The organism is Enterobacter sp. ENT03 (assembly GCF_019218745.1).
In the GTDB taxonomy this organism is placed as follows: Bacteria; Pseudomonadota; Gammaproteobacteria; order Enterobacterales; family Enterobacteriaceae; genus Enterobacter_D.
In genome coordinates this window covers 109,958-129,901 of record NZ_JAHUXA010000005.1, presented here as the reverse complement: position 1 = coordinate 129,901, position 19,944 = coordinate 109,958, and the positions used below count along the sequence as shown (strand labels likewise).

Sequence of the window (19,944 nt, the reverse complement as noted above, 5' to 3'; positions counted from 1 at the left end):
AAATGGCAATCTTATTTATACAAATATGTGCTAAAGATAAGTTAACACATTGAATATTATTGTTATTGTTGATTTTTTAACGGCTTTGGCAGGCACGGCGACCTTTAACGGAGTGTGATCTCTCTCACTATAAGAAAGCGCTGTTATTACCGCGCTGTCCTGTGTTTATATTTACCAGCAGAATAATTAACTGGCTTTTATCATGAACCCGCTTAAAGACACTGTTTTACGCTGACGGAATTCTTTTTGAAAAATATCCCGCCAACATAAGTAAAAGTAATCAGCATTCGACTGAATGAAATTGCGGTAATTGTGATTGATTATGCAATGGATGTGCGTCCTCTCTGGCGATTGATCCAGGTCATCGCCGACAAAGACTAAAAATGGCAGGCTTGGCCCTTTCATAAGGCCGGTCTATCAATTTATGCAGTTACAGAAATTAGTCAATATGTTTGGTGGCGATCTCGCCCGTCGTTACGGGCAGAAGGTCCATAAACTGACGCTGCATGGCGGTTTCAGTTGCCCTAATCGCGATGGCACTATCGGACGGGGCGGCTGCACTTTCTGTAACGTGGCCTCCTTTGCTGACGAAACGCAGCAGAACCACTCAATTGCGGAGCAGCTCTCTTATCAGGCCACGCTGGTCAATCGCGCCAGGCGCTATCTCGCCTATTTTCAGGCCTACACCAGTACCTGGGCAGAAGTGCAACTATTGCGCGCCATGTATCAGCAGGCGGTCAGCCAGGCCAGCATCGTCGGACTGTGCGTCGGCACCCGTCCGGACTGTGTGCCGGATGCGGTATTAGATTTGCTGAGTGAATACCATGACGCGGGCTATGAAGTGTGGCTGGAGCTCGGGCTACAAACCGCCCACGATAAAACGCTGCATCGCATTAACCGCGGCCATGATTTTTCCTGCTATCAGCACACCACCCGCCGGGCGCGGGAACGCGGCCTGAAAGTGTGCAGCCATCTGATTGTCGGTCTGCCTGGCGAAGGGCAGGCCGAGTGCCTCGACACGCTGCACCGCGTGGTGGAGACGGGCGTGGACGGGATTAAGCTGCATCCGCTGCACATTGTCACCGGCAGCACAATGGCGAAGGCCTGGGAGGCAGGGCGTCTGCACGGCATTGCGCTGGAAGACTATACCGTCACCGCGGGGGAGATGATCCGCCATACGCCCGCAGAGGTGATTTACCATCGTATATCCGCCAGTGCGCGTCGCCCGACTCTGCTCGCCCCGCTGTGGTGCGAAAATCGCTGGACCGGCATGGTGGAACTGGATCGTTACCTGAATCATCACGGTGTGCAGGGATCGGCTCTGGGTCGCCACTGGGTGATGCCTTCCCCCTGAGTTTTTCCGCGTCGTGCGGGATTAATTCGCACTTTTTCACACAAGCTTCAACGCCTTGCTCAGAATTGAGTATTATTGTGCCAGGTTGTCGCGAAGGGATCCCCTATGAAGCAAATCCGAGTACTGGCGCAATACTATGTCGATCTGATGATGAAGCTCGGCCTGGTGCGCTTTTCCATTCTGCTGGCGCTGGCGCTGGTGGTACTGGCGATTGTCGTGCAGATGGCGGTCACCATGGTGCTGCATGGCCGTGTGGAAAGCATTGATGTTATTCGTTCTATCTTCTTCGGTCTGCTCATCACCCCCTGGGCGGTCTACTTCCTCTCGGTGGTGGTTGAACAACTCGAAGAGTCACGGCAGCGCCTTTCGCGGCTGGTGGATAAACTCGAAGAGATGCGCGACCGCGATCTTAAGCTCAACGTGCAGCTGCGGGATAATATCTCCCAGCTGAACCAGGAGATCAGCGACCGTGTGAAAGCGGAAGCGGAGCGTCAGGCCACGTTCGAACAGCTCAAAATCGAAATGCAGGAGCGCGAACAGACGCAGATCCAGCTGGCGCAGCAATCCTCTTTTCTGCGTTCGTTCCTTGATGCTTCGCCGGACCTGGTTTTCTATCGTAACGAAGACAAAGAGTTTTCCGGCTGCAACCGGGCGATGGAACTGCTGACCGGTAAAAGCGAAAAACAGCTGGTTAACCTGAAGCCGCAGGACGTGTATTCCCCGGAAGCCGCCGAGAAAGTGCTGGAAACTGATGAGAAAGTCTTCCGCCACAATGTGTCACTCACCTATGAGCAGTGGCTGGATTACCCGGACGGGCGTAAAGCCTGCTTCGAGATCCGCAAAGTGCCCTATTACGACCGCGTGGGTAAGCGCCACGGTCTGATGGGCTTCGGACGCGACATTACCGAGCGTAAGCGCTATCAGGATGCGCTGGAGCGCGCCAGCCGCGACAAGACCACCTTTATCTCTACTATCAGCCATGAGCTGCGTACACCGCTCAACGGCATCGTCGGCCTGAGCCGCATTCTGCTGGATACGGAACTCACCGCCGAGCAGGAAAAATACCTGAAAACTATCCATGTGTCGGCGGTAACGCTGGGCAATATCTTTAACGATATTATCGATATGGACAAAATGGAGCGGCATAAAGTCCAGCTGGATAATCAGCCGGTGGACTTCACCAGCTTCCTTGCCGATCTGGAAAACCTCTCCGGTCTTCAGGCGCAGCAAAAAGGGCTGCGCTTCGTGATGGAGCCTGCGTTGCCGCTGCCGCATAAAGTGATCACCGACGGCACACGCCTGCGGCAGATCCTGTGGAACCTGATCAGCAACGCCGTCAAATTTACCCTGCACGGGCAGGTGGTTGTGCGCATCCGTTATGACGCGCCGCAGGAGATGTTGCGCTTTGAAGTGGAAGATTCCGGCATCGGCATCCCGCAGACTGAGCAGGATAAAATCTTCGCCATGTATTATCAGGTAAAAGACAGCCACGGCGGAAAACCGGCGACTGGCACGGGCATTGGCCTTGCCGTCTCCCGTCGGTTGGCGAAAAGCATGGGCGGCGATATTACGGTGTCGAGCATTGCGGGTAAAGGTTCGGTGTTCTCGTTATCAGTGCGGGCTCCGGCCGTTGCGGAAGAAGTGGACGACGCGTTTGAAGAAGATGATATGCCGCTGCCGGCGCTGAACGTTCTGCTGGTGGAAGACATCGAGCTGAACGTGATTGTCGCACGTTCGGTGCTGGAAAAACTGGGTTGTAGCGTGGATGTGGCGATGACCGGCAAGGCCGCGCTGGAGATGTTCAAACCCGGTGAATACGATCTGCTGCTGCTGGATATTCAGCTGCCGGACATGACCGGGCTGGATATTTCCCGTCAGCTTACCAGCCGCTACGCGCCTGACGATCTGCCGCCGCTGGTGGCATTAACCGCCAACGTGCTGAAAGATAAACAGGAATATCTTAACGCCGGTATGGATGATGTGCTCAGCAAACCGCTGGCAGTGCCGGCGTTAACGGCCATGATCAAAAAGTTCTGGGACACCTGTGACGATGAGGAGAGTGATGTGACCCCTGTAGATGATGGTAAATCACAAACGCTGTTGGATCTGCCGATGCTGGAGCAGTATCTGGAACTGGTCGGGCCGAAGCTCATCACCGATGGCGTGGCGGTATTTGAAAAGATGATGCCGGGCTATATCAGCGTGCTGGAGTCTAATTTCACCGCCCGCGATCAGAAAGGGATCACTGAGGAAGGCCATAAAATCAAAGGGGCCGCAGGCTCTATTGGTCTGCGCCGTTTGCAGCAGTTAGGACAACAAATCCAGTCGCCGGATCTGCCTGCCTGGTGGAATAACGTGGGTGAGTGGATCGACGAGATGAAACAGGAGTGGCCGCACGATGTGGCGGTGCTGAAAGCCTGGGTGGCGAATGCCAGTAAAAAATAACCCCGGATAAACCGGGGTGCGCGAATACTGCGCCAACACCAGGGAAACCGAGGCTGCGCCGGGATTGTTGGTTTTATTGATTAACAGGCACAGACGAGATAGACGGAAAGTTCGCTCTTAAGATACCAAAACTTGAATCATTTGTTACGTGAATCAGTGAAATGTGTGAAGCCCGGCGTTGTTATTAAAATAATTAGTGTTTTTCAGTCTATTGCCAGAAAGGATGAGCAGCATGAAAAAAGTAGGTATTGTCCTCAGCGGATGCGGCGTTAACGACGGATCAGAGATCCACGAAGCCGTACTTTCTCTGCTGGCGATCGCCAGAAACGGGGCTGAAGCAGTCTGTTTTGCTCCGGATAAAAGCCAGAGCGATGTGGTGAATCATCTGACCGGCGAACCCATGGCGGAAAGCCGCAATGTGCTGATCGAAGCTGCGCGTATTGCCCGCGGCGCGATCCAGCCCCTCTCGCAGGCGTCGGCGGAAACGCTGGATGCTTTGATCGTGCCAGGTGGCTTTGGCGCGGCGAAAAACCTGAGTAATTTTGCCAGCCAGGGGGCGGAGTGTACCGTTGACCCCGATCTGAAACGTCTGGCGCTGGCAATGCATGCGGCGGGCAAACCGCTGGGCTTTATCTGTATCGCCCCGGCGATGCTGCCGAAGATTTTCGACTTCCCGCTGCGCCTGACCATCGGCACCGATATTGACACCGCCGAGCTGCTCGAAGAGATGGGTGCAGAGCATGTGCCCTGCCCGGTGGATGATATTGTCGTGGATGAAGACAATAAAGTGGTCACCACCCCGGCTTACATGCTGGCGCAGAACATCGCTGAAGCGGCGGCGGGCATTGATAAGCTGGTCGCCCGCGTGCTGGTTCTGACGGAATGAAGCGACGCCGCGCGCCGTTAATGGCAACGGTGAAGTCTTATCTGTGGCGAATCGCACTGGTGCTGGCGCTGTTCTGGGGCGGCGGCATTGCGCTGTTTTCCGTCGTGCCGGTGCCGTTTTCTGCGGTGATGGTCGAACGTCAGCTATCGGCGTGGCTCGGCGGGGATTTCGGCTACGTTGCGCATTCAGACTGGGTCAGCATGAGCGATATTTCACCGTGGATGGGGCTGGCGGTGATCGCCGCAGAAGATCAGAAATTCCCGGAACACTGGGGATTTGACGTCGCCGCCATCGAAAAAGCGCTGTCACATAATGAACGCAATGAGAACCGTATTCGTGGAGCCTCGACCCTTTCCCAGCAGACGGCAAAAAACCTGTTCCTGTGGGACGGGCGCAGCTGGCTGCGTAAAGGGCTGGAAGCGGGATTAACGCTGGGGATGGAGACGGTATGGAGTAAACGCCGCATCCTGACGGTTTATCTGAACATTGCGGAATTTGGGGACGGGGTGTTTGGCATTGAAGCCGCAGCACAGCGCTATTTTCATAAGCCAGCCAGCCGGCTGACGATGTCGGAAGCGGCATTGCTGGCGGCGGTGTTGCCAAATCCACTGCGTTTTAAGGCCGACGCGCCATCGGGCTACGTGCATAATCGTCAGGCATGGATCATGCGCCAGATGCGTCAACTGGGCGGTGAAGGGTTTATGCGCGAGCAGGGATTATATCAATAAATTCACCCAACCCGCGGGAGAGAGGCGGGTGAGGGGATGGCTCAGTCCTCGTCAAACCCGGCGTTGAACAGCGCGATCACCGCAGCCAGGGCCTCTTCTTCCTGCGGGCCGGTGGCCTCGATCTCTATCTGACGGCCTTTTGCGGAATCCAGCATCAGCAGCGCAATCACGCTGTTCGCTTCCGCTTCGGTGCCTTCTTCGTTACGTAGCAGCACGTCCGCATCGAAGCCCTGCATCAGCTCAAACAGTTTCATCGCCGGGCGCGCATGCATGCCCAGCTTATTGGTGATTTCCACGGTTTGTTTTACGGTCATGATTTGCGTTTTTCCAGCGTACGATGACGGGATTGCACATTTTTGCCGCGCGAACGGAAGTAATCCGCCAGCTGTTCAGCGATATAAACCGAACGGTGTTTACCACCGGTACAACCAATGGCGACCGTTAAGTAGCTGCGGTTGTTGGTTTCCAGCATCGGCAGCCACAGTTCCAGATAGCTGCGCGTCTGATAAATAAAGTTATGCACTTCAGTATGACGATCGAGGAACGCCGCCACCGGCTTGTCCAGACCGGTCATTGGACGCAGCTTCGGATCCCAGTGCGGGTTAGGCAGGAAGCGCACGTCGAAGACGTAATCTGCATCAATCGGGATACCGTGCTTGAAGCCAAAAGATTCAAACACCATCGTCAGTTCGCGCTCGCGTTTACCAAGCAGACGCGTACGCAGCATTTCGGCCAGCTCGTGCACCGACATTTCCGAGGTATCAACGATCAGATCGGCGCGAGAGCGCAGCGGCTCCAGCAGATCGCTTTCTTCGTCGATGGCGCTTTCCAGCGACAGGTTTTTGCTGGACAGCGGATGCAGACGACGGGTATCGCTGTAACGACGGATCAGTGTGTTACGGTCGGCATCAAGAAACAGTAACTGCGGAGAAAACGCATCGGGCAGATTGTTCATCGCCTGTTCGAAGATCTCCGGCGATTCCGGCATATTACGCACATCAATGCTCACCGCCGCCGAAATCTGGCGGTCAGCAAGCGAGCGCGCCAGCTCTGGCAGCAGCACGACGGGCAGGTTATCGACGCAGTAGAAGCCCATGTCTTCCAGCGCTCGCAGGGCTACTGACTTCCCCGATCCCGAACGACCACTGACGATCATCAGTACCATGTACCGTTTCTCCTCCGGACAACAAAGACGAAGGCCAATTCCTGGTTAAGCATCGTCCTGGGTGCCTTCTGTTTCCGTGATGATTTTATAAAGTTCTTCATCGCTTTGCGCGCTGCGCAGACGGCGACAAATGGTTTTATCCGCCAGGCGGCGGGCGACTAAAGAGAGCGTATGCAGATGCGTTTTGGTCTGATCGGCCGGCACCAGCAGCGCAAACAGCAAATCCACCGGCTGATTGTCGATAGCATCAAAGGCGATAGGCGTTTCAAGCTGCACGAAGACACCTACGGCACGCAACGTATCTTCCTCCAGCTTACCGTGGGGGATCGCGATGCCGTTACCGATGCCGGTACTGCCCATCTTCTCACGCGTCAAAATAGCTTCGAATACCACTTGAGGTGGCAGACTTAGCTGTTTTGCGGCCAGTTCACTGATGATTTCCAGCGCACGTTTCTTGCTCTGGCAGTGAACACCGCTGCGGGTACATTCCTGGTTAAGGACATTGCTCAATTGAAGAGCTGAATCGTTGTTCATCATAATTTCACCTAAGCGCTAACTGTACAAATGGCCTGTTGTGTTTCACAACAGGCCGTCCTGCACCCGTTAACTGCCCGGACAATTAGTGTTGTTTCAGTTTATCTTTATGTTTTGTGAGCTGCCGAGAAAGTTTATCAATTAAACCATCAATGGCGGCATACATATCCTGCCCTTCCGCACTGGCGTGGATCTCTCCGCCGTTGACATGCAGGGTGGCGTCGGCGACATGCGTCACCTTTTCCACCTTCAGAACAATGTAGACCTGGTTGATCCTGTCAAAAAATTGCTCCAGCTTGGCAAATTTTGTCTGTAAAAATTCGCGCAAGGCTTCAGTAATCTCGACGTTGTGTCCTGTGATATTGAGCTGCATAGTGTCTTCCTTATCGGTTGAGTCAGACCAGCTGTTTACGCTGGTTAGACGGCGGAATGGATAAAGACTCTCGATACTTCGCAACAGTGCGGCGCGCTACCATGATACCCTGGTCGGACAGCAGGGTAGTTAGCTTACTGTCACTCAGTGGTTTCGCCGGGTTTTCTGCGGCAATCATTTTCTTCACCAGCGCGCGAATTGCAGTGGACGACGCTTCGCCGCCGCTGTCGGTATTCACATGACTGGAGAAGAAATACTTAAGCTCAAAAATGCCCCGTGGGCTGTGCAGATACTTCTGGGTTGTAACACGTGAAATGGTCGATTCGTGCATCTCGACGGCCTGGGCAATATCAGCCAGCACCATCGGTTTCATATATTCTTCGCCTTTATCAAAAAAGGCCTGCTGCTGTTCGACGATGCAGCGGCTAACGCGCAGCAGCGTGTCGTTACGACTTTCCAGACTTTTGATCAGCCATTTGGCATCCTGCAAATTACTGCGGATAAACTGACTGTCGGCGTCATTGCGCGACCCGTTGCACATAGCGGCGTAGTGCTGATTGATTTGCAGACGGGGAATGCTGTCGGAATTAAGCTCGACCGTCCAGCGGCCCTGATGCTTACGCACCAGCACGTCAGGTATGACATATTCGGGTTCGCCGGTCTGGATCGACTGACCGGGGCGCGGATCGAGGGACTGGATCAGATTGACGGCTTCTTTCAGCACGTCTTCTTTCAGCCGCGTCACGCGCATCAGCGAACGGAAATCGTGATTGGCCAGCAGATCGAGGTGATCGCTGATGATCAACTGCGCTTCATCGCGCCATGGGGTGTCTTTGGTAAACTGGGAGAGCTGGATCAGCAGGCAGTCGCGCAGATCGCGGGCGGCTACGCCAACCGGATCAAAACGCTGGACGCGCTTTAGCACCGCCTCGACTTCATCCAGCCCGACCTCTTCATCGCCCATGCTTTCGAGAATATCGTCCAGCGAGACGGTCAGATAACCGGTGTCATCCACCGCGTCAACAATGGAGGTGGCGATGGCGCGATCGGTATCGGAAAACGGCGTCAGTTCCACCTGCCACATCAGGTAATCCTGCAGGGATTGAGTGGTTTCACCCTGATAGACCGGCAGTTCGTCGTCCTGATAATCGACACCGTTACCGGAAGGGGTACCGGCGGTGTAGATCTCGTCCCAGCTGGCATCCAGCGGCAGCTCGTCAGGCATTTCTTTCTGTTCAAGGGCATCGACGGAATCCAGGGTTTCGGTGTCCTGGGTCGGCTGGGTGTCTATCTCTTCATGCGGATCGGTTTGCTCCAGCAATGGGTTGCTTTCCAGCGCCTGCTGTAATTCTTGCTGAAGTTCCAGCGTAGACAATTGCAGCAGGCGGATGGCCTGCTGCAATTGTGGCGTCATGGCCAGCTGTTGGCTGAGCCGTAGTTGCAAACCTTGCTTCATATTCAGAGCAGTCTTCTCCGCTTAAACCCTTTATTTTCTCTACCCTATCAGAGTCTGAAGTCTTCCCCAAGATATACGCGCTTAACCTGTTCGTCTTCAAGGATTTGCTGCGGCGAGCCGTGTGCAATCAGATGCCCCTGGCTGACGATATAAGCCCGCTCACATACCGCCAGCGTTTCGCGAACGTTATGGTCGGTGATCAGCACACCGAGGCCGCTGTCGCGCAGGTGTTCAATAATACGTTTGATGTCGATAACGGAAATCGGATCCACACCGGCAAAAGGCTCATCCAGCAGAATAAATTTCGGATCCGCGGCCAGTGCGCGGGCGATCTCTACACGACGGCGCTCGCCGCCCGATAACGCCTGGCCGAGGTTATCGCGCAGGTGTTCAATATGGAACTCTTCCATCAGCTCGTTCGCGCGATCTTCACGCTGTTGCGTGGTGAGATCGTCACGGATTTGCAGTACCGCCATCAGATTATCGAATACGCTCAGGCGGCGGAAAATAGACGCTTCTTGCGGCAGATAGCCGATGCCGCGGCGGGCGCGAGCGTGCAGGGGCAGCAGACTGATGTCTTCGTCGTCAATGATGATGTTGCCGGCATCGCGCGACACAATCCCCACCACCATGTAAAAGGTCGTCGTTTTACCTGCCCCGTTAGGACCAAGCAGACCGACAATTTCACCGGAGTTAACGGTCAGGCTGACGTCTTCCACCACGCGGCGGCCTTTATAAGCTTTGGCGAGATTTTTTGCAGTTAAAGTTGCCATAACGGATCAGTTACTCTTTTTTTGTGCCGGAGCGGAGGTTGCGCTTTTATCCTGCAGTTGCGATGGCACCAGAACGGTGGTGACGCGCTTACCTTTTTCGCTGTAAGCCTGCATTTTCTGCTCTTTCACCAGGTAGGTAATTTTGTCGCCTTTGATGTTGCTGTCGAGCTGCTCAAGGAAGGCGTCGCCGGTCAATACCACGAAGTCATTCTGCAACTCGTAATGCAGCTGCGAGGCGTGGCCTTTCACCGGCTTACCGCTATCCTGCATCTGATAGAACGTAGCAGGTTTACCAAAGCCATCGATCACTTCTTTGCCTTCTTCACCACCCGGGCGCGTCACGACAACTTTATCGGCATTGATTTTGATCGTGCCCTGCGTGACCACCACGTTGCCGGTAAAGGTCACCACGTTGCCCTGCATATCTAACGATTGCTGATCGGATTCAATATGAATGGGCTGATCGGTATCACCGGTCAGCGCAAACGCGGGAATACTGGCGGCCAGAAGCGTACTGGCAAGCATAAGGTTAAGGCTGAGTTTGTTTGTTTTGAATTTCATATGAGGTTCTAACCTTTTCAATCAGCTCGGCGTTTTTGCTGCGTAAGTTGCCGCGCATTTTCAGGCCGCTGGAATTAAATGTCGTTCCGTACAACGTAACCAGATCATTTGACGTAACATCCTGAGTAATCAGGTTAATCTGGGCGTTATCCGTAGTGATTTTACGCAGTTGAGAATCAGCGGTCAGGGCGTTGACCTCAACGTGTCCATAAAGGTAAAGCATCCGGTCATCGGTCAGTTTGGCCTTATCCGCCTTAAGTGACCATGTTGGAATTTTGTCCTTGTCGAAAGTCGTTAACACCGGCTGCGTAAACCATGACAGCTCTTGTTCGGAAAAATATTCGACATGCTGTGCGATCAGACGGTAATTCAGCGCACCTTCCGGGCTGTAAACGACGGTGTCTGTATGCTCGCTACGGTAAGTTGGCTCATTGGTGTTAGCCACGACCTGATCGGTGTCGTCTTTGTCTGCCAGATTAATGCCAATCAGCACCAGTACGACCAGCGACAGCAGAATGATAACCCAACGTCTGGTTTTACTCATATTGATTGCCCTGTGGCTGCTTCAAGTTTGCCCTGCGCCAGTAACAGCAGATCGCAGACTTCCCGGACGGCTCCACGGCCGCCATGAATATAGGTCACGTAATCGGCACGCGGGATCAGCATCGGATGCGCGTCGGCTACCGCCACGCTCAGCCCCACTTCTGCCATCACCGGCCAGTCGATAAGATCGTCGCCAATATAGGCCACTTCATCCGCTGATACCGCCAGATCCGCCAGCAGTTTGTTAAACGCAATACGTTTGTCCGACTGCCCCTGATAAAGATGCGTAATGCCGAGCGTAACGCAGCGATCTTCTAATAGTTTAGCCTTACGGCCAGTAATGATGGCAACGTCGATACCGGAGGTCAGTGCACAACGAATGCCGTAACCGTCACGGACGTTAAACGCCTTTAACTCTTCGCCGTTGTTGCCCATAAAAATCAGTCCATCCGACATGACACCGTCCACGTCGAGGATCAGCAGGCGGATTTTCTCCGCCTTTGCCATCACTTGCGCGCTGACGGGACCGTAGCAGGTTGCAAGTGAAGCACCAGCGTTACTCATTGTTTTTATCCTTATTACACTACGCCTGCGCGCAGTAGATCATGCATATGTACCACACCCAGCAACTGGTCGCCATCGGCAACCATAACCACGGTTATGTGGCGGGACTGCATCAGGTTGAGTACGTCGACCGCCAGCACCCCGGAGCGTACACGAATACCGCCAGGCGTCATGACGTCTGCAATACCCAGACTACGGACATCAGCCCCCATGTCGAATACACGGCGTAAATCGCCATCGGTGAAAATGCCTTCGATTTTCATCAAATCGTCGCAAATTACTGTCATGCCCAGATTTTTGCGCGTGATCTCCAGCAGCGCATCGCGCAACGAGGCGTCTTTGCTGACGTGCGGGATCTCATCGCCGGTGTGCATGATGTCATTCACGCGCAGCAGCAGTTTGCGACCGAGCGCACCACCTGGATGGGAGAGCGCAAAATCTTCCGCCGTAAAGCCGCGGGCTTTCAGCAGCGCCACTGCCAGCGCGTCACCCATCACCAGCGCCGCCGTGGTGCTGGAGGTCGGGGCCAGCCCCAGCGGGCAGGCTTCGCGCGGTACTTTAACGCATAAATGAATATCTGACGCGCGCGCCATACTGCTTTCCGGGCGGCTGGTCATACAGATCAGCGGCACCTGCAAACGCTTTAACACCGGGATCAGCGCCAGAATTTCGTTGGATTCACCGGAATTCGACAGGGCGATCACAATATCCTGCGGTGCCACCATGCCCAGATCGCCGTGCGCCGCTTCGCCGGGATGCACGAAGAACGACGGGGTGCCGGTACTGGCAAAGGTCGCGGCCATTTTACGTCCTATATGACCCGATTTGCCCATCCCCATCACCACGATTTTACCGGCGCAGTAGAACATTTTTTCACAGGCTTCGCTGAAGTCCTGATTAATGTACTGATCGAGATGAGCCAGGCCTTCACGTTCAATATCCAGGACATCCTTACCTGCCTGCTGAAAGTCAAAGCCCGGCGGCAAATCTATGTGCGACATATACAGTTCCCATTAACCGGTAAAGAAAGGCGACAGCCAGTAGAGCATCGCCAACCAAAGGATAAAACCGCTGATTAACAGCGCGCCCGCGCTTTTGCCCGTCTGACAACGTGGACGCCAGCACAAGAGGGCGAAAATCAGGCTGACCACCAGCATCACGCCATAATCACGGCTGAACGCCAGCGGATTAAACGCGCCGGGGGCAATGAGGGCTGGCAGCCCCAGCACGATAGCTAAATTGAAAATATTGGAGCCGATAATGTTGCCAATGGCGATGTCATCTTCACCTTTGCGTGCCCCGGCAATCGCCGTCGCCAGCTCGGGTAAGCTGGTGCCGATGGCGATAACGGTCAACCCGATGGTCAGCTCGCTCATAGCAAAGAAGTTTGCCAGCACGGTGGCGTTATCGATCACCATGCGGGTGGCCATTGGCATAATAATCAGCGCCACGCCCAGCCACAAAAAGGCCACCGACAGGCTGCCTTCACGCGGCAACTCCGCGATCTGTTCACGGGTCAGGCTGTCATTACCCTGACGTTCGGCGAGGCGGCCTATTTTTACACTAAACAGCAGCCATATGACCGCCAGTAACAGCAAGAAGATCCCGTCAAGGCGGGACAGGCTGCCGTCATAGAGCACGCTGCCTGCCAGCAGGCTCATAATTAACATTAGCGGCAATTCGCGACGCAGAATATCAGAATGTACGGTAAAAGGATGGAGTAGCGCGGCAAGACCGAGGATCAGCAGAATATTGACGATATTGGATCCGATCGCCGTACCAATAGCCAGATCGATCTGTCCGTGCATGGACGCGGCGGCAGAGACAATGATTTCTGGCAGCGACGTGCCAATGCTGACGACGGTAAGGCCGATGATCAGCGGCGGGATCCCCAGACTGCGACACAGGATGGATGCGGCAAACACCAGACGATCGGCACTGTAGACCACCAAAAGTAAACCAATTATTAACAGCCCCGTGGCTAAAAGCATCTAAAGTCCTTTCTTCAGGTATAATCATCGGCCCGCAACTACGATCGTCAGGCAGGATTGGGATCGTAAAACCAATGATTTCTTAATTTTGACTTTATGCGGCTTAAAAGTAAAACAAATGCCAGCATTCGCTAACCACAGCGAGTAATATTCTGTAAAAATGTTGGGTTCAGGGTGCGATAGCGCGAAATGCTTACCCCTAACAAGGCTAAAAGGATAAGTAAATGAGCCAGACTGTGGCGAATTTAGTCGATGTCCGTGGCGTCAGCTTCTCCCGTGGCAGCCGGAGCATCTTCGACAATATTTCGCTGACGGTCCCGCGCGGAAAGATCACCGCGATCATGGGGCCGTCAGGGATCGGTAAGACAACGCTACTTAGACTCATTGGCGGTCAGATCCCACCGGACGCCGGTGAGATCCTCTTTGATGGCGAAAACGTGCCGGAGATGTCCCGCACAAGGCTCTACACCGTGCGCAAAAGAATGAGCATGCTGTTTCAGTCTGGCGCGTTGTTCACCGACATGACCGTTTTTGATAATGTCGCCTACCCGTTGCGTGAACATACGCCGTTGCCGGCGCCACTGCTGAAAAGCACGGTCATGATGAAACTTGAAGCCGTCGGGCTTCGCGGCGCGGCAAAACTGATGCCGTCTGAACTGTCGGGCGGCATGGCGCGACGCGCGGCGCTGGCGCGAGCGATCGCGCTGGAACCCGATTTGATCATGTTCGATGAACCTTTTGTCGGCCAGGATCCCATTACCATGGGCGTGCTGGTGAAGCTTATTTCAGAGCTGAACAGCACCCTGGGCGTCACCTGTATTGTCGTCTCGCATGACGTACCTGAAGTGCTGAGTATCGCGGATTACGCCTACATCGTGGCAGACAAAAAAATTGTTGCCCATGGCAGCGCGCAAGGATTGCAGGAAAATGCCGATCCCCGGGTGCGTCAGTTCCTTGATGGCATTGCGGATGGTCCGGTACCGTTTCGTTATCCTGCTGGCGATTATCTTCATGATTTATTAGGAACAGGGAGTTAAGCCACTCATGCTGTTAAATTCACTGGCCTCTCTTGGACAGCGTGGCATCAGTACGCTTGCCACCTTCGGGCGTGCCGGGTTGATGTTATTCAATGCGCTGGTCGGTAAACCCGAGTTTCGCAAGCACGCGCCGCTGCTGGTTCGCCAGCTTTATAATGTGGGCGTGCTGTCGATGCTGATCATCATCGTGTCCGGCTTTTTTATCGGCATGGTGCTGGGATTACAGGGCTATCTGGTGCTCACCACCTACAGCGCGGAAACCAGTCTCGGTATGCTGGTATCGCTTTCGCTGTTGCGTGAGCTTGGACCGGTAGTCGCCGCGCTGCTGTTTGCCGGCAGGGCAGGTTCAGCGCTGACCGCTGAAATCGGGCTGATGCGCGCCACCGAGCAGCTTTCCAGTATGGAAATGATGGCCGTCGATCCGCTGCGTCGGGTGATTTCACCTCGCTTCTGGGCCGGGGTGATCTCACTGCCGTTGCTGACGTTGATTTTCGTTGCGGTCGGCATCTGGGGTGGCTCGCTGGTGGGCGTGAACTGGAAAGGCATTGACGCGGGCTTCTTCTGGTCAGCAATGCAAAATGCCGTCGATCTGCGTCTGGATCTGGTGAACTGTCTGATTAAAAGTGTGGTGTTCGCCGTCTCGGTAACATGGATTGCATTGTTCAATGGTTATGATGCAATTCCGACTTCAGCAGGGATTAGCCGGGCAACTACACGTACCGTTGTGCACTCATCGTTGACCGTTCTCGGCCTCGATTTTGTGCTCACCGCACTGATGTTTGGGAATTGAGTGATGCAAACGAAAAAAAGTGAAATTTGGGTTGGCGTGTTTTTATTGATCGCTATGCTGGCGGCGCTATTTGTGTGTCTGAAAGCGGCGGATGTCACCTCGTTGCGAACCGAACCGACATACCGTATTTATGCCACTTTCGATAATATCGGCGGATTAAAAACCAACTCGCCGGTGCGCATTGGCGGCGTCGTGGTCGGGCGGGTCGCGGATATTACCCTCGATCAGAAAACCTATCTGCCTCGCGTTTCGCTGGATATTGAAGAGCGTTATAACCAGATCCCGGACACCAGCTCGCTGGCGATCCGTACGTCTGGCCTGCTGGGGGAGCAATATCTGGCCTTAAACGTCGGTTTTGACGACCCGGAGCTGGGGTCTTCTATGCTTAAAGAAGGCAGTACGATCGAGGATACCAAATCCGCCATGGTCCTTGAGGATCTGATCGGACAATTCCTTTACAACAGCAAAGGAAGCGATAATAAGCCATCTGAGGAGGCGCCCGCGCCGGATGCCGCTAATACTGATGCAACGACGCCTGCTGAACCGACGATTCATTGAGGAGAATTAACGCATGTTTAAACGACTTTTAATGGTAGCAATGCTGGTGATTGCCCCGCTGACTGCCGCAAATGCTGCGGATCAGAGCAATCCTTACAACCTGATGCAGGAAGCGGCAAAAAAGACTTTTGATCGCCTCAAGAACGAACAGCCGCAAATCCGTTCCAATCCGGATTACCTGCGTCAGATCGTTGATCAGGAGCTGCTGCCTTATGTGCAGGTGAAATATGCTGGTGCGCTGGTGCTGGGACGCTACTACAAAGAAGCCACGCCCGCGCAACGTGAAGCCTACTTTGCGGCGTTCCGTGAGTATCTGAAGCAGGCTTATGGTCAGGCGCTGGCGATGTATCACGGCCAGAGTTATCAGATTGCCCCGGAAAAACCGCTGGGCGATGCGACGATCGTGCCGATCCGCGTCACCATCGTGGATCCAAATGGTCGTCCGCCGGTGCGTCTGGACTTCCAGTGGCGTAAAAACAGCCAGTCCGGTAACTGGCAGGCGTATGACATGATCGCAGAAGGCGTCAGCATGATCACTACCAAACAGAACGAGTGGAGCGATCTGCTGCGTACCAAAGGTATTGATGGCCTGACCGCGCAGCTGCAGTCGATTTCTCGTCAGAAAATCACCCTGCAAGAGAATAAATAATGGCGCAGCATCTCAGCTGGACACGTGACGGTGAGCGCCTTGCTTTGCAGGGCGAGCTTGATCAGGACGTGCTTAACCCGCTCTGGGATGCGCGAGCCGAAGTGCTGCAAGGCGTAAGCGTTATCGATCTCACCGCGCTTACGCGTGTGGATACCGCCGGCGTCGCCTTGCTGGTGCACTTCATCGCCCTTGTCAAAAAACAGGGCAGGGCGGTGAAACTGGAAGGCGTCAGCGATAACGTCCTGACATTAGCGCAACTTTATAATTTGCCTGCCGACGCCCTGCCTCACTAATATTTTCAGTACGTTACTACCCGTAGCCTCGCGAGATTTTTTAGCGAGGCTTTTTGCTTATTTAAGACAGCGCCACTTTCCTCTAAGATGTTGGACTGTTTTCATTCTCGGACAATAGTAGATCCCATGGAAAATCATGAAATTCAGAGCGTGTTGATCAATGCACTCTCTCTCCAGGAAGCCCACGTCACTGGCGATGGCAGTCACTTTCAGGTTATTGCTGTGGGTGAAATTTTCGACGGCATGAGCCGGGTCAAGAAGCAGCAAGCTGTTTATGGCCCGCTGATGGAATACATTGCGGATAACCGCATCCACGCCGTCTCGATCAAAGCGTATACGCCTGCCGAATGGGCGCGCGATCGTAAACTCAACGGTTTTTGAGCTGCCGGTAACGCACCGTCAGTATTTGTGAATTCTTAACAGAGAACAGATGAATGGATAAGTTTCGTGTACAGGGGCCTACGCGGCTTCAGGGCGAAGTGACAATTTCCGGCGCGAAAAACGCCGCCCTGCCAATTCTCTTCGCCGCATTGCTGGCTGAAGAGCCTGTCGAAATCCGTAACGTTCCTAAACTGAAAGATATTGATACCACCATGAAGCTGCTCAGCCAGCTCGGGATGAAAGTGGATCGTAACGGCTCCGTATGGATCGATGCCCGTGACGTCAATATCTTCTGCGCACCGTACGATCTGGTGAAAACCATGCGTGCCTCCATCTGGGCGCTTGGCCCGCTGGTGGCACGTTTCGGTCAGGGTCAGGTTTCCCTGCCGGGCGGCTGCGCGATTGGCGCGCGTCCGGTTGACCTGCATATCAGCGGCCTTGAGCAACTGGGCGCGCAGATCAAACTGGAAGAAGGGTACGTTAAAGCTTCTGTGGATGGCCGCCTGAAAGGCGCGCATATCGTGATGGACAAAGTCAGCGTTGGCGCGACGGTTACCATCATGTCTGCTGCCACGCTGGCAGAAGGCACCACCATTATCGAAAACGCCGCGCGTGAACCGGAGATCGTCGATACGGCGAACTTCCTCAATACGCTGGGCGCGAAAATCACCGGCATGGGCACCGACAAGATCACCATCGAAGGTGTTGAGCGTCTGGGCGGCGGGGTTTACAGCGTACTGCCTGACCGTATCGAAACCGGTACCTTCCTGGTGGCGGCAGCCATTTCCGGCGGTAAAATCGTCTGTCATAAAGCGCAGCCGGATACGCTGGATGCAGTACTGGCAAAACTGCGTGAAGCGGGCGCCGATATTGAAGTGGGCGAAGACTGGATCAGTCTGGACATGCACGGCAAACGCCCGAAAGCGGTTAACGTGCGTACTGCACCGCACCCGGCGTTCCCGACAGACATGCAGGCACAGTTCACGCTGCTGAATCTGGTAGCGGAAGGGACAGGCGTGATCATCGAAACGATCTTTGAAAATCGCTTCATGCACATTCCTGAGCTGATCCGTATGGGCGCGCGCGCGGAGATCGAAAGCAATACCGCAATCTGCCATGGCGTGGAAACTCTGTCTGGCGCACAGGTTATGGCAACCGATCTGCGTGCATCCGCGAGCCTGGTGCTGGCAGGTTGTATCGCTGAAGGCACCACCATTGTCGATCGTATTTATCACATTGACCGCGGTTATGAGTGTATCGAAGATAAACTGCGTGCGCTGGGTGCCAATATTGAGCGCGTAAAAGGCGAATAAGCCTGAGAATAATGCAACCCCCTGTTCGGTGGTAGCGACAAGGGGTTGTTGCAGTCTCGATGACGTCAGCAGCGGTTAGTTGCGCTTCTGCTGGCGCATCATGCTGGTACGATCGATAAACTCATGGGTGACCGGGTCGTGGTAACGCGACGGCCAGATGATCCAGGGATCGGTACCCAGCGCTTTTGCAATTATCCATTCTCCCTTTGGCCATGAGCGCGACAGTGCATTCGCCAGCGTTGATGAACTTAGTCCGTTGCGACGTGACTCTGCCGCCAGTGACGTCCCTTTCTTGCGCAATCCGGCAATAATATCGGCAGGATGCCAGTCGATAAATTTACTTTCCATCACTCCTCCCTGCGGTTGAATTGTGCGCGGCTTTTCCTGATGCGCCGCAGCAACTCACTATACTCCTTACGGCGTGTTGTTCTAAAAAGTTCATGTAAACGAAAGTCGAATTCAGAATTTATTAAGATCGAAAGGCTTGTCTGGCGAGGTTTATTGGGAGCGGGCTTGAGTATTATGAGAACTTATTAGAATCTTTCCGCGCAGTACGCGGAAAGATATTACCGGGGAATTAGCGGTCGCGCTGCACGGCGATATGAGCGAGGCCAATAAGTGCATCGCGCCACGGGGAGTCAGGGAGTACCTGAAGAGCAAAGATTGCCTTGTCGGCTTCTTCTTCGGCTCGCTGACGTGTCCACTCAAGTGAACCACAGTCGGCCATGGCTTCCAGAACGGGTTCTAAAAGATGCCGTCCGTTACCCTGTTCAATCGCCTCGCGGATCATCTGCGCTTGTTGCGGCGTACCGTTACGCATCGCATGCAGCAGCGGCAGCGTGGGTTTGCCTTCATTGAGGTCGTCGCCAACGTTTTTGCCTAAGGTTTCCCCGTCGGCGCTGTAGTCGAGCAGATCGTCAATAAGCTGGAAAGCGGTGCCCAGATAGCGGCCATAGTCCTGCAGGCCTTTTTCCTGCGCCGCAGTACAGTCGGCGAGAATGCCCGAGCACTGCGCCGCGGCTTCAAACAGACGGGCGGTTTTACTGTAAATCACCCGCATGTAGTTTTCTTCAGTAATGTTCGGGTCGTTAACGTTCATCAGCTGCAGGACTTCGCCTTCAGCAATGACGTTTACCGCCTCTGACATCACCTCCAGCACTTTCAGTGAGCCGAGACTGGTCATCATCTGGAAGGAGCGGGTATAAATAAAATCGCCCACCAGTACACTGGCGGCATTGCCAAAAGCCGCGTTAGCCGTGGCTTTGCCACGACGCATATCAGATTCATCAACCACGTCATCGTGCAGCAGCGTGGCGGTATGGATAAATTCGATTAATGCCGCAAGGGTGACGTGCGCATTTCCGTCATAGCCGATAGCCCGTGCGGCAAGAACTGCGATCATCGGACGGATGCGTTTACCGCCGCCACTGACGATGTAATAACCCAACTGGTTAATCAACTGAACATCGGAGTTGAGCTGCTGAAGGATCGCCGCATTCACACCCGCCATATCTTGCGCGGTTAACTCATTGATTTTTTCTAAATTCATC

Annotated in this window: 24 protein-coding genes; 11 read left to right on the top strand and 13 right to left on the bottom strand. The window is 54.2% G+C overall.

The genetic code is table 11. The features are described from left to right. The first annotated feature begins 424 nt into the window (after positions 1-424). The 4 genes from KW828_RS09850 to mtgA all read left to right on the top strand — a co-directional run bounded on the left by KW828_RS09850 (position 425) and on the right by mtgA (position 5,413). Positions 425-1,354 carry a TIGR01212 family radical SAM protein gene (locus tag KW828_RS09850; RefSeq protein ID WP_218336196.1) on the top strand — a complete coding sequence of 310 codons (930 nt, stop codon included), beginning with the start codon at positions 425-427 and terminating at the stop codon, positions 1,352-1,354. A gap of 105 nt (positions 1,355-1,459) precedes the next feature. Then, positions 1,460-3,799, top strand: a complete 2,340-nt coding sequence (gene arcB, locus KW828_RS09845; RefSeq protein WP_218336195.1) for an aerobic respiration two-component sensor histidine kinase ArcB — start codon at positions 1,460-1,462, stop codon at positions 3,797-3,799. Between the two features lie 232 nt (positions 3,800-4,031). Continuing rightward, the gene (gene elbB / locus KW828_RS09840) at positions 4,032-4,685 is read left to right on the top strand and encodes an isoprenoid biosynthesis glyoxalase ElbB (RefSeq protein WP_218336194.1); all 654 of its coding nucleotides are present in this window, start codon (positions 4,032-4,034) and stop codon (positions 4,683-4,685) included. Next, a complete protein-coding gene (gene mtgA, locus KW828_RS09835; RefSeq protein ID WP_218336193.1) occupies positions 4,682-5,413 on the top strand; it encodes a monofunctional biosynthetic peptidoglycan transglycosylase in 732 nt (243 codons plus the stop codon). The genes elbB and mtgA overlap by 4 nt, the downstream gene beginning before the upstream one ends. A 41-nt stretch (positions 5,414-5,454) precedes the next feature. On the opposite strand, the gene npr is transcribed toward mtgA, so the two are convergent. From npr to KW828_RS09780, 11 genes are all read right to left on the bottom strand, one after another. Continuing rightward, the gene (gene npr, locus KW828_RS09830; protein WP_088221666.1) at positions 5,455-5,727 is read right to left on the bottom strand and encodes a PTS phosphocarrier protein NPr; all 273 of its coding nucleotides are present in this window, start codon (positions 5,725-5,727) and stop codon (positions 5,455-5,457) included. Beyond that, on the bottom strand, positions 5,724-6,578 hold the full coding sequence (gene rapZ / locus KW828_RS09825) for an RNase adapter RapZ (RefSeq protein WP_072569561.1): 855 nt from the start codon (positions 6,576-6,578) through the stop codon (positions 5,724-5,726). Before rapZ ends, npr begins: the two co-directional genes overlap by 4 nt. Positions 6,579-6,623: 45 nt before the next feature. Further along, positions 6,624-7,115, bottom strand: coding sequence for a PTS IIA-like nitrogen regulatory protein PtsN (gene ptsN, locus KW828_RS09820; RefSeq protein WP_218336192.1), 492 nt, complete (start codon positions 7,113-7,115; stop codon positions 6,624-6,626). 82 nt (positions 7,116-7,197) lie between these two features. Beyond that, positions 7,198-7,485, bottom strand: a complete 288-nt coding sequence (gene hpf, locus KW828_RS09815) for a ribosome hibernation promoting factor (protein WP_088221668.1) — start codon at positions 7,483-7,485, stop codon at positions 7,198-7,200. A 22-nt stretch (positions 7,486-7,507) separates the two neighbouring features. Next, complete coding sequence (gene rpoN, locus KW828_RS09810; RefSeq protein ID WP_218336191.1) at positions 7,508-8,941, bottom strand: RNA polymerase factor sigma-54; 1,434 nt, start codon at positions 8,939-8,941, stop codon at positions 7,508-7,510. A 47-nt stretch (positions 8,942-8,988) separates the two neighbouring features. Beyond that, a complete protein-coding gene (lptB, locus tag KW828_RS09805) occupies positions 8,989-9,714 on the bottom strand; it encodes an LPS export ABC transporter ATP-binding protein (RefSeq protein WP_218336190.1) in 726 nt (241 codons plus the stop codon). A gap of 6 nt (positions 9,715-9,720) precedes the next feature. Further along, positions 9,721-10,275, bottom strand: a complete 555-nt coding sequence (gene lptA, locus KW828_RS09800; protein ID WP_218336189.1) for a lipopolysaccharide ABC transporter substrate-binding protein LptA — start codon at positions 10,273-10,275, stop codon at positions 9,721-9,723. Then, complete coding sequence (gene lptC / locus KW828_RS09795) at positions 10,244-10,819, bottom strand: LPS export ABC transporter periplasmic protein LptC (RefSeq protein WP_218336188.1); 576 nt, start codon at positions 10,817-10,819, stop codon at positions 10,244-10,246. Before lptC ends, lptA begins: the two co-directional genes overlap by 32 nt. Then, the gene (kdsC, locus tag KW828_RS09790) at positions 10,816-11,382 is read right to left on the bottom strand and encodes a 3-deoxy-manno-octulosonate-8-phosphatase KdsC (RefSeq protein ID WP_218336187.1); all 567 of its coding nucleotides are present in this window, start codon (positions 11,380-11,382) and stop codon (positions 10,816-10,818) included. Before kdsC ends, lptC begins: the two co-directional genes overlap by 4 nt. A 14-nt stretch (positions 11,383-11,396) precedes the next feature. After that, positions 11,397-12,383 (bottom strand): arabinose-5-phosphate isomerase KdsD, encoded by a 987-nt coding sequence (gene kdsD / locus KW828_RS09785; protein WP_218336186.1) that lies wholly within the window; start codon positions 12,381-12,383, stop codon positions 11,397-11,399. A gap of 12 nt (positions 12,384-12,395) precedes the next feature. Continuing rightward, positions 12,396-13,373 carry a calcium/sodium antiporter gene (locus tag KW828_RS09780; RefSeq protein WP_218336185.1) on the bottom strand — a complete coding sequence of 326 codons (978 nt, stop codon included), beginning with the start codon at positions 13,371-13,373 and terminating at the stop codon, positions 12,396-12,398. A 224-nt stretch (positions 13,374-13,597) separates the two neighbouring features. Here KW828_RS09780 and mlaF point away from each other — a divergent pair, with 224 nt between their 5' ends. From mlaF to murA, 7 genes are all read left to right on the top strand, one after another. After that, positions 13,598-14,410 carry a phospholipid ABC transporter ATP-binding protein MlaF gene (gene mlaF, locus KW828_RS09775; RefSeq protein ID WP_218336184.1) on the top strand — a complete coding sequence of 271 codons (813 nt, stop codon included), beginning with the start codon at positions 13,598-13,600 and terminating at the stop codon, positions 14,408-14,410. A gap of 7 nt (positions 14,411-14,417) precedes the next feature. After that, a complete protein-coding gene (gene mlaE / locus KW828_RS09770) occupies positions 14,418-15,200 on the top strand; it encodes a lipid asymmetry maintenance ABC transporter permease subunit MlaE (protein ID WP_218336183.1) in 783 nt (260 codons plus the stop codon). Between the two features lie 3 nt (positions 15,201-15,203). Further along, entirely contained in the window at positions 15,204-15,758 is a 555-nt protein-coding gene (gene mlaD, locus KW828_RS09765; RefSeq protein ID WP_218336182.1) for an outer membrane lipid asymmetry maintenance protein MlaD, read from the top strand. A 13-nt stretch (positions 15,759-15,771) separates the two neighbouring features. After that, positions 15,772-16,407, top strand: a complete 636-nt coding sequence (gene mlaC / locus KW828_RS09760; protein ID WP_218336181.1) for a phospholipid-binding protein MlaC — start codon at positions 15,772-15,774, stop codon at positions 16,405-16,407. Continuing rightward, positions 16,407-16,700 (top strand): lipid asymmetry maintenance protein MlaB, encoded by a 294-nt coding sequence (gene mlaB, locus KW828_RS09755; protein WP_129363609.1) that lies wholly within the window; start codon positions 16,407-16,409, stop codon positions 16,698-16,700. The genes mlaC and mlaB overlap by 1 nt, the downstream gene beginning before the upstream one ends. Before the next feature lie 126 nt (positions 16,701-16,826). Next, positions 16,827-17,081, top strand: coding sequence for a BolA family iron metabolism protein IbaG (ibaG, locus tag KW828_RS09750; RefSeq protein WP_072569576.1), 255 nt, complete (start codon positions 16,827-16,829; stop codon positions 17,079-17,081). Between the two features lie 53 nt (positions 17,082-17,134). Beyond that, positions 17,135-18,394, top strand: coding sequence for a UDP-N-acetylglucosamine 1-carboxyvinyltransferase (murA, locus tag KW828_RS09745; RefSeq protein ID WP_218336180.1), 1,260 nt, complete (start codon positions 17,135-17,137; stop codon positions 18,392-18,394). Positions 18,395-18,469: 75 nt separating this feature from the next. Here the strand turns inward: murA and sfsB are convergent, their stop codons facing one another. Together sfsB and ispB are read right to left on the bottom strand one after the other, a co-directional pair. Then, complete coding sequence (sfsB, locus tag KW828_RS09740; protein ID WP_218336179.1) at positions 18,470-18,742, bottom strand: DNA-binding transcriptional regulator SfsB; 273 nt, start codon at positions 18,740-18,742, stop codon at positions 18,470-18,472. A 229-nt stretch (positions 18,743-18,971) separates the two neighbouring features. Next, positions 18,972-19,943 (bottom strand): octaprenyl diphosphate synthase, encoded by a 972-nt coding sequence (gene ispB / locus KW828_RS09735; protein WP_218336178.1) that lies wholly within the window; start codon positions 19,941-19,943, stop codon positions 18,972-18,974. Position 19,944 lies beyond the last annotated feature (1 nt).

Excerpts from the sequence above, each read along its gene's own strand:
- KW828_RS09850 (WP_218336196.1), top strand. The coding sequence starts at position 425 with ATGCAGTTACAGAAATTAGTCAATATGTTTGGTGGCGATCTCGCCCGT.
- arcB (WP_218336195.1), top strand. The coding sequence starts at position 1,460 with ATGAAGCAAATCCGAGTACTGGCGCAATACTATGTCGATCTGATGATG.
- elbB (WP_218336194.1), top strand. The coding sequence starts at position 4,032 with ATGAAAAAAGTAGGTATTGTCCTCAGCGGATGCGGCGTTAACGACGGA.
- mtgA (WP_218336193.1), top strand. The coding sequence starts at position 4,682 with ATGAAGCGACGCCGCGCGCCGTTAATGGCAACGGTGAAGTCTTATCTG.
- npr (WP_088221666.1), bottom strand. The coding sequence starts at position 5,727 with ATGACCGTAAAACAAACCGTGGAAATCACCAATAAGCTGGGCATGCAT.
- rapZ (WP_072569561.1), bottom strand. The coding sequence starts at position 6,578 with ATGGTACTGATGATCGTCAGTGGTCGTTCGGGATCGGGGAAGTCAGTA.
- ptsN (WP_218336192.1), bottom strand. The coding sequence starts at position 7,115 with ATGATGAACAACGATTCAGCTCTTCAATTGAGCAATGTCCTTAACCAG.
- hpf (WP_088221668.1), bottom strand. The coding sequence starts at position 7,485 with ATGCAGCTCAATATCACAGGACACAACGTCGAGATTACTGAAGCCTTG.
- rpoN (WP_218336191.1), bottom strand. The coding sequence starts at position 8,941 with ATGAAGCAAGGTTTGCAACTACGGCTCAGCCAACAGCTGGCCATGACG.
- lptB (WP_218336190.1), bottom strand. The coding sequence starts at position 9,714 with ATGGCAACTTTAACTGCAAAAAATCTCGCCAAAGCTTATAAAGGCCGC.
- lptA (WP_218336189.1), bottom strand. The coding sequence starts at position 10,275 with ATGAAATTCAAAACAAACAAACTCAGCCTTAACCTTATGCTTGCCAGT.
- lptC (WP_218336188.1), bottom strand. The coding sequence starts at position 10,819 with ATGAGTAAAACCAGACGTTGGGTTATCATTCTGCTGTCGCTGGTCGTA.
- kdsC (WP_218336187.1), bottom strand. The coding sequence starts at position 11,382 with ATGAGTAACGCTGGTGCTTCACTTGCAACCTGCTACGGTCCCGTCAGC.
- kdsD (WP_218336186.1), bottom strand. The coding sequence starts at position 12,383 with ATGTCGCACATAGATTTGCCGCCGGGCTTTGACTTTCAGCAGGCAGGT.
- KW828_RS09780 (WP_218336185.1), bottom strand. The coding sequence starts at position 13,373 with ATGCTTTTAGCCACGGGGCTGTTAATAATTGGTTTACTTTTGGTGGTC.
- mlaF (WP_218336184.1), top strand. The coding sequence starts at position 13,598 with ATGAGCCAGACTGTGGCGAATTTAGTCGATGTCCGTGGCGTCAGCTTC.
- mlaE (WP_218336183.1), top strand. The coding sequence starts at position 14,418 with ATGCTGTTAAATTCACTGGCCTCTCTTGGACAGCGTGGCATCAGTACG.
- mlaD (WP_218336182.1), top strand. The coding sequence starts at position 15,204 with ATGCAAACGAAAAAAAGTGAAATTTGGGTTGGCGTGTTTTTATTGATC.
- mlaC (WP_218336181.1), top strand. The coding sequence starts at position 15,772 with ATGTTTAAACGACTTTTAATGGTAGCAATGCTGGTGATTGCCCCGCTG.
- mlaB (WP_129363609.1), top strand. The coding sequence starts at position 16,407 with ATGGCGCAGCATCTCAGCTGGACACGTGACGGTGAGCGCCTTGCTTTG.
- ibaG (WP_072569576.1), top strand. The coding sequence starts at position 16,827 with ATGGAAAATCATGAAATTCAGAGCGTGTTGATCAATGCACTCTCTCTC.
- murA (WP_218336180.1), top strand. The coding sequence starts at position 17,135 with ATGGATAAGTTTCGTGTACAGGGGCCTACGCGGCTTCAGGGCGAAGTG.
- sfsB (WP_218336179.1), bottom strand. The coding sequence starts at position 18,742 with ATGGAAAGTAAATTTATCGACTGGCATCCTGCCGATATTATTGCCGGA.
- ispB (WP_218336178.1), bottom strand. The coding sequence starts at position 19,943 with ATGAATTTAGAAAAAATCAATGAGTTAACCGCGCAAGATATGGCGGGT.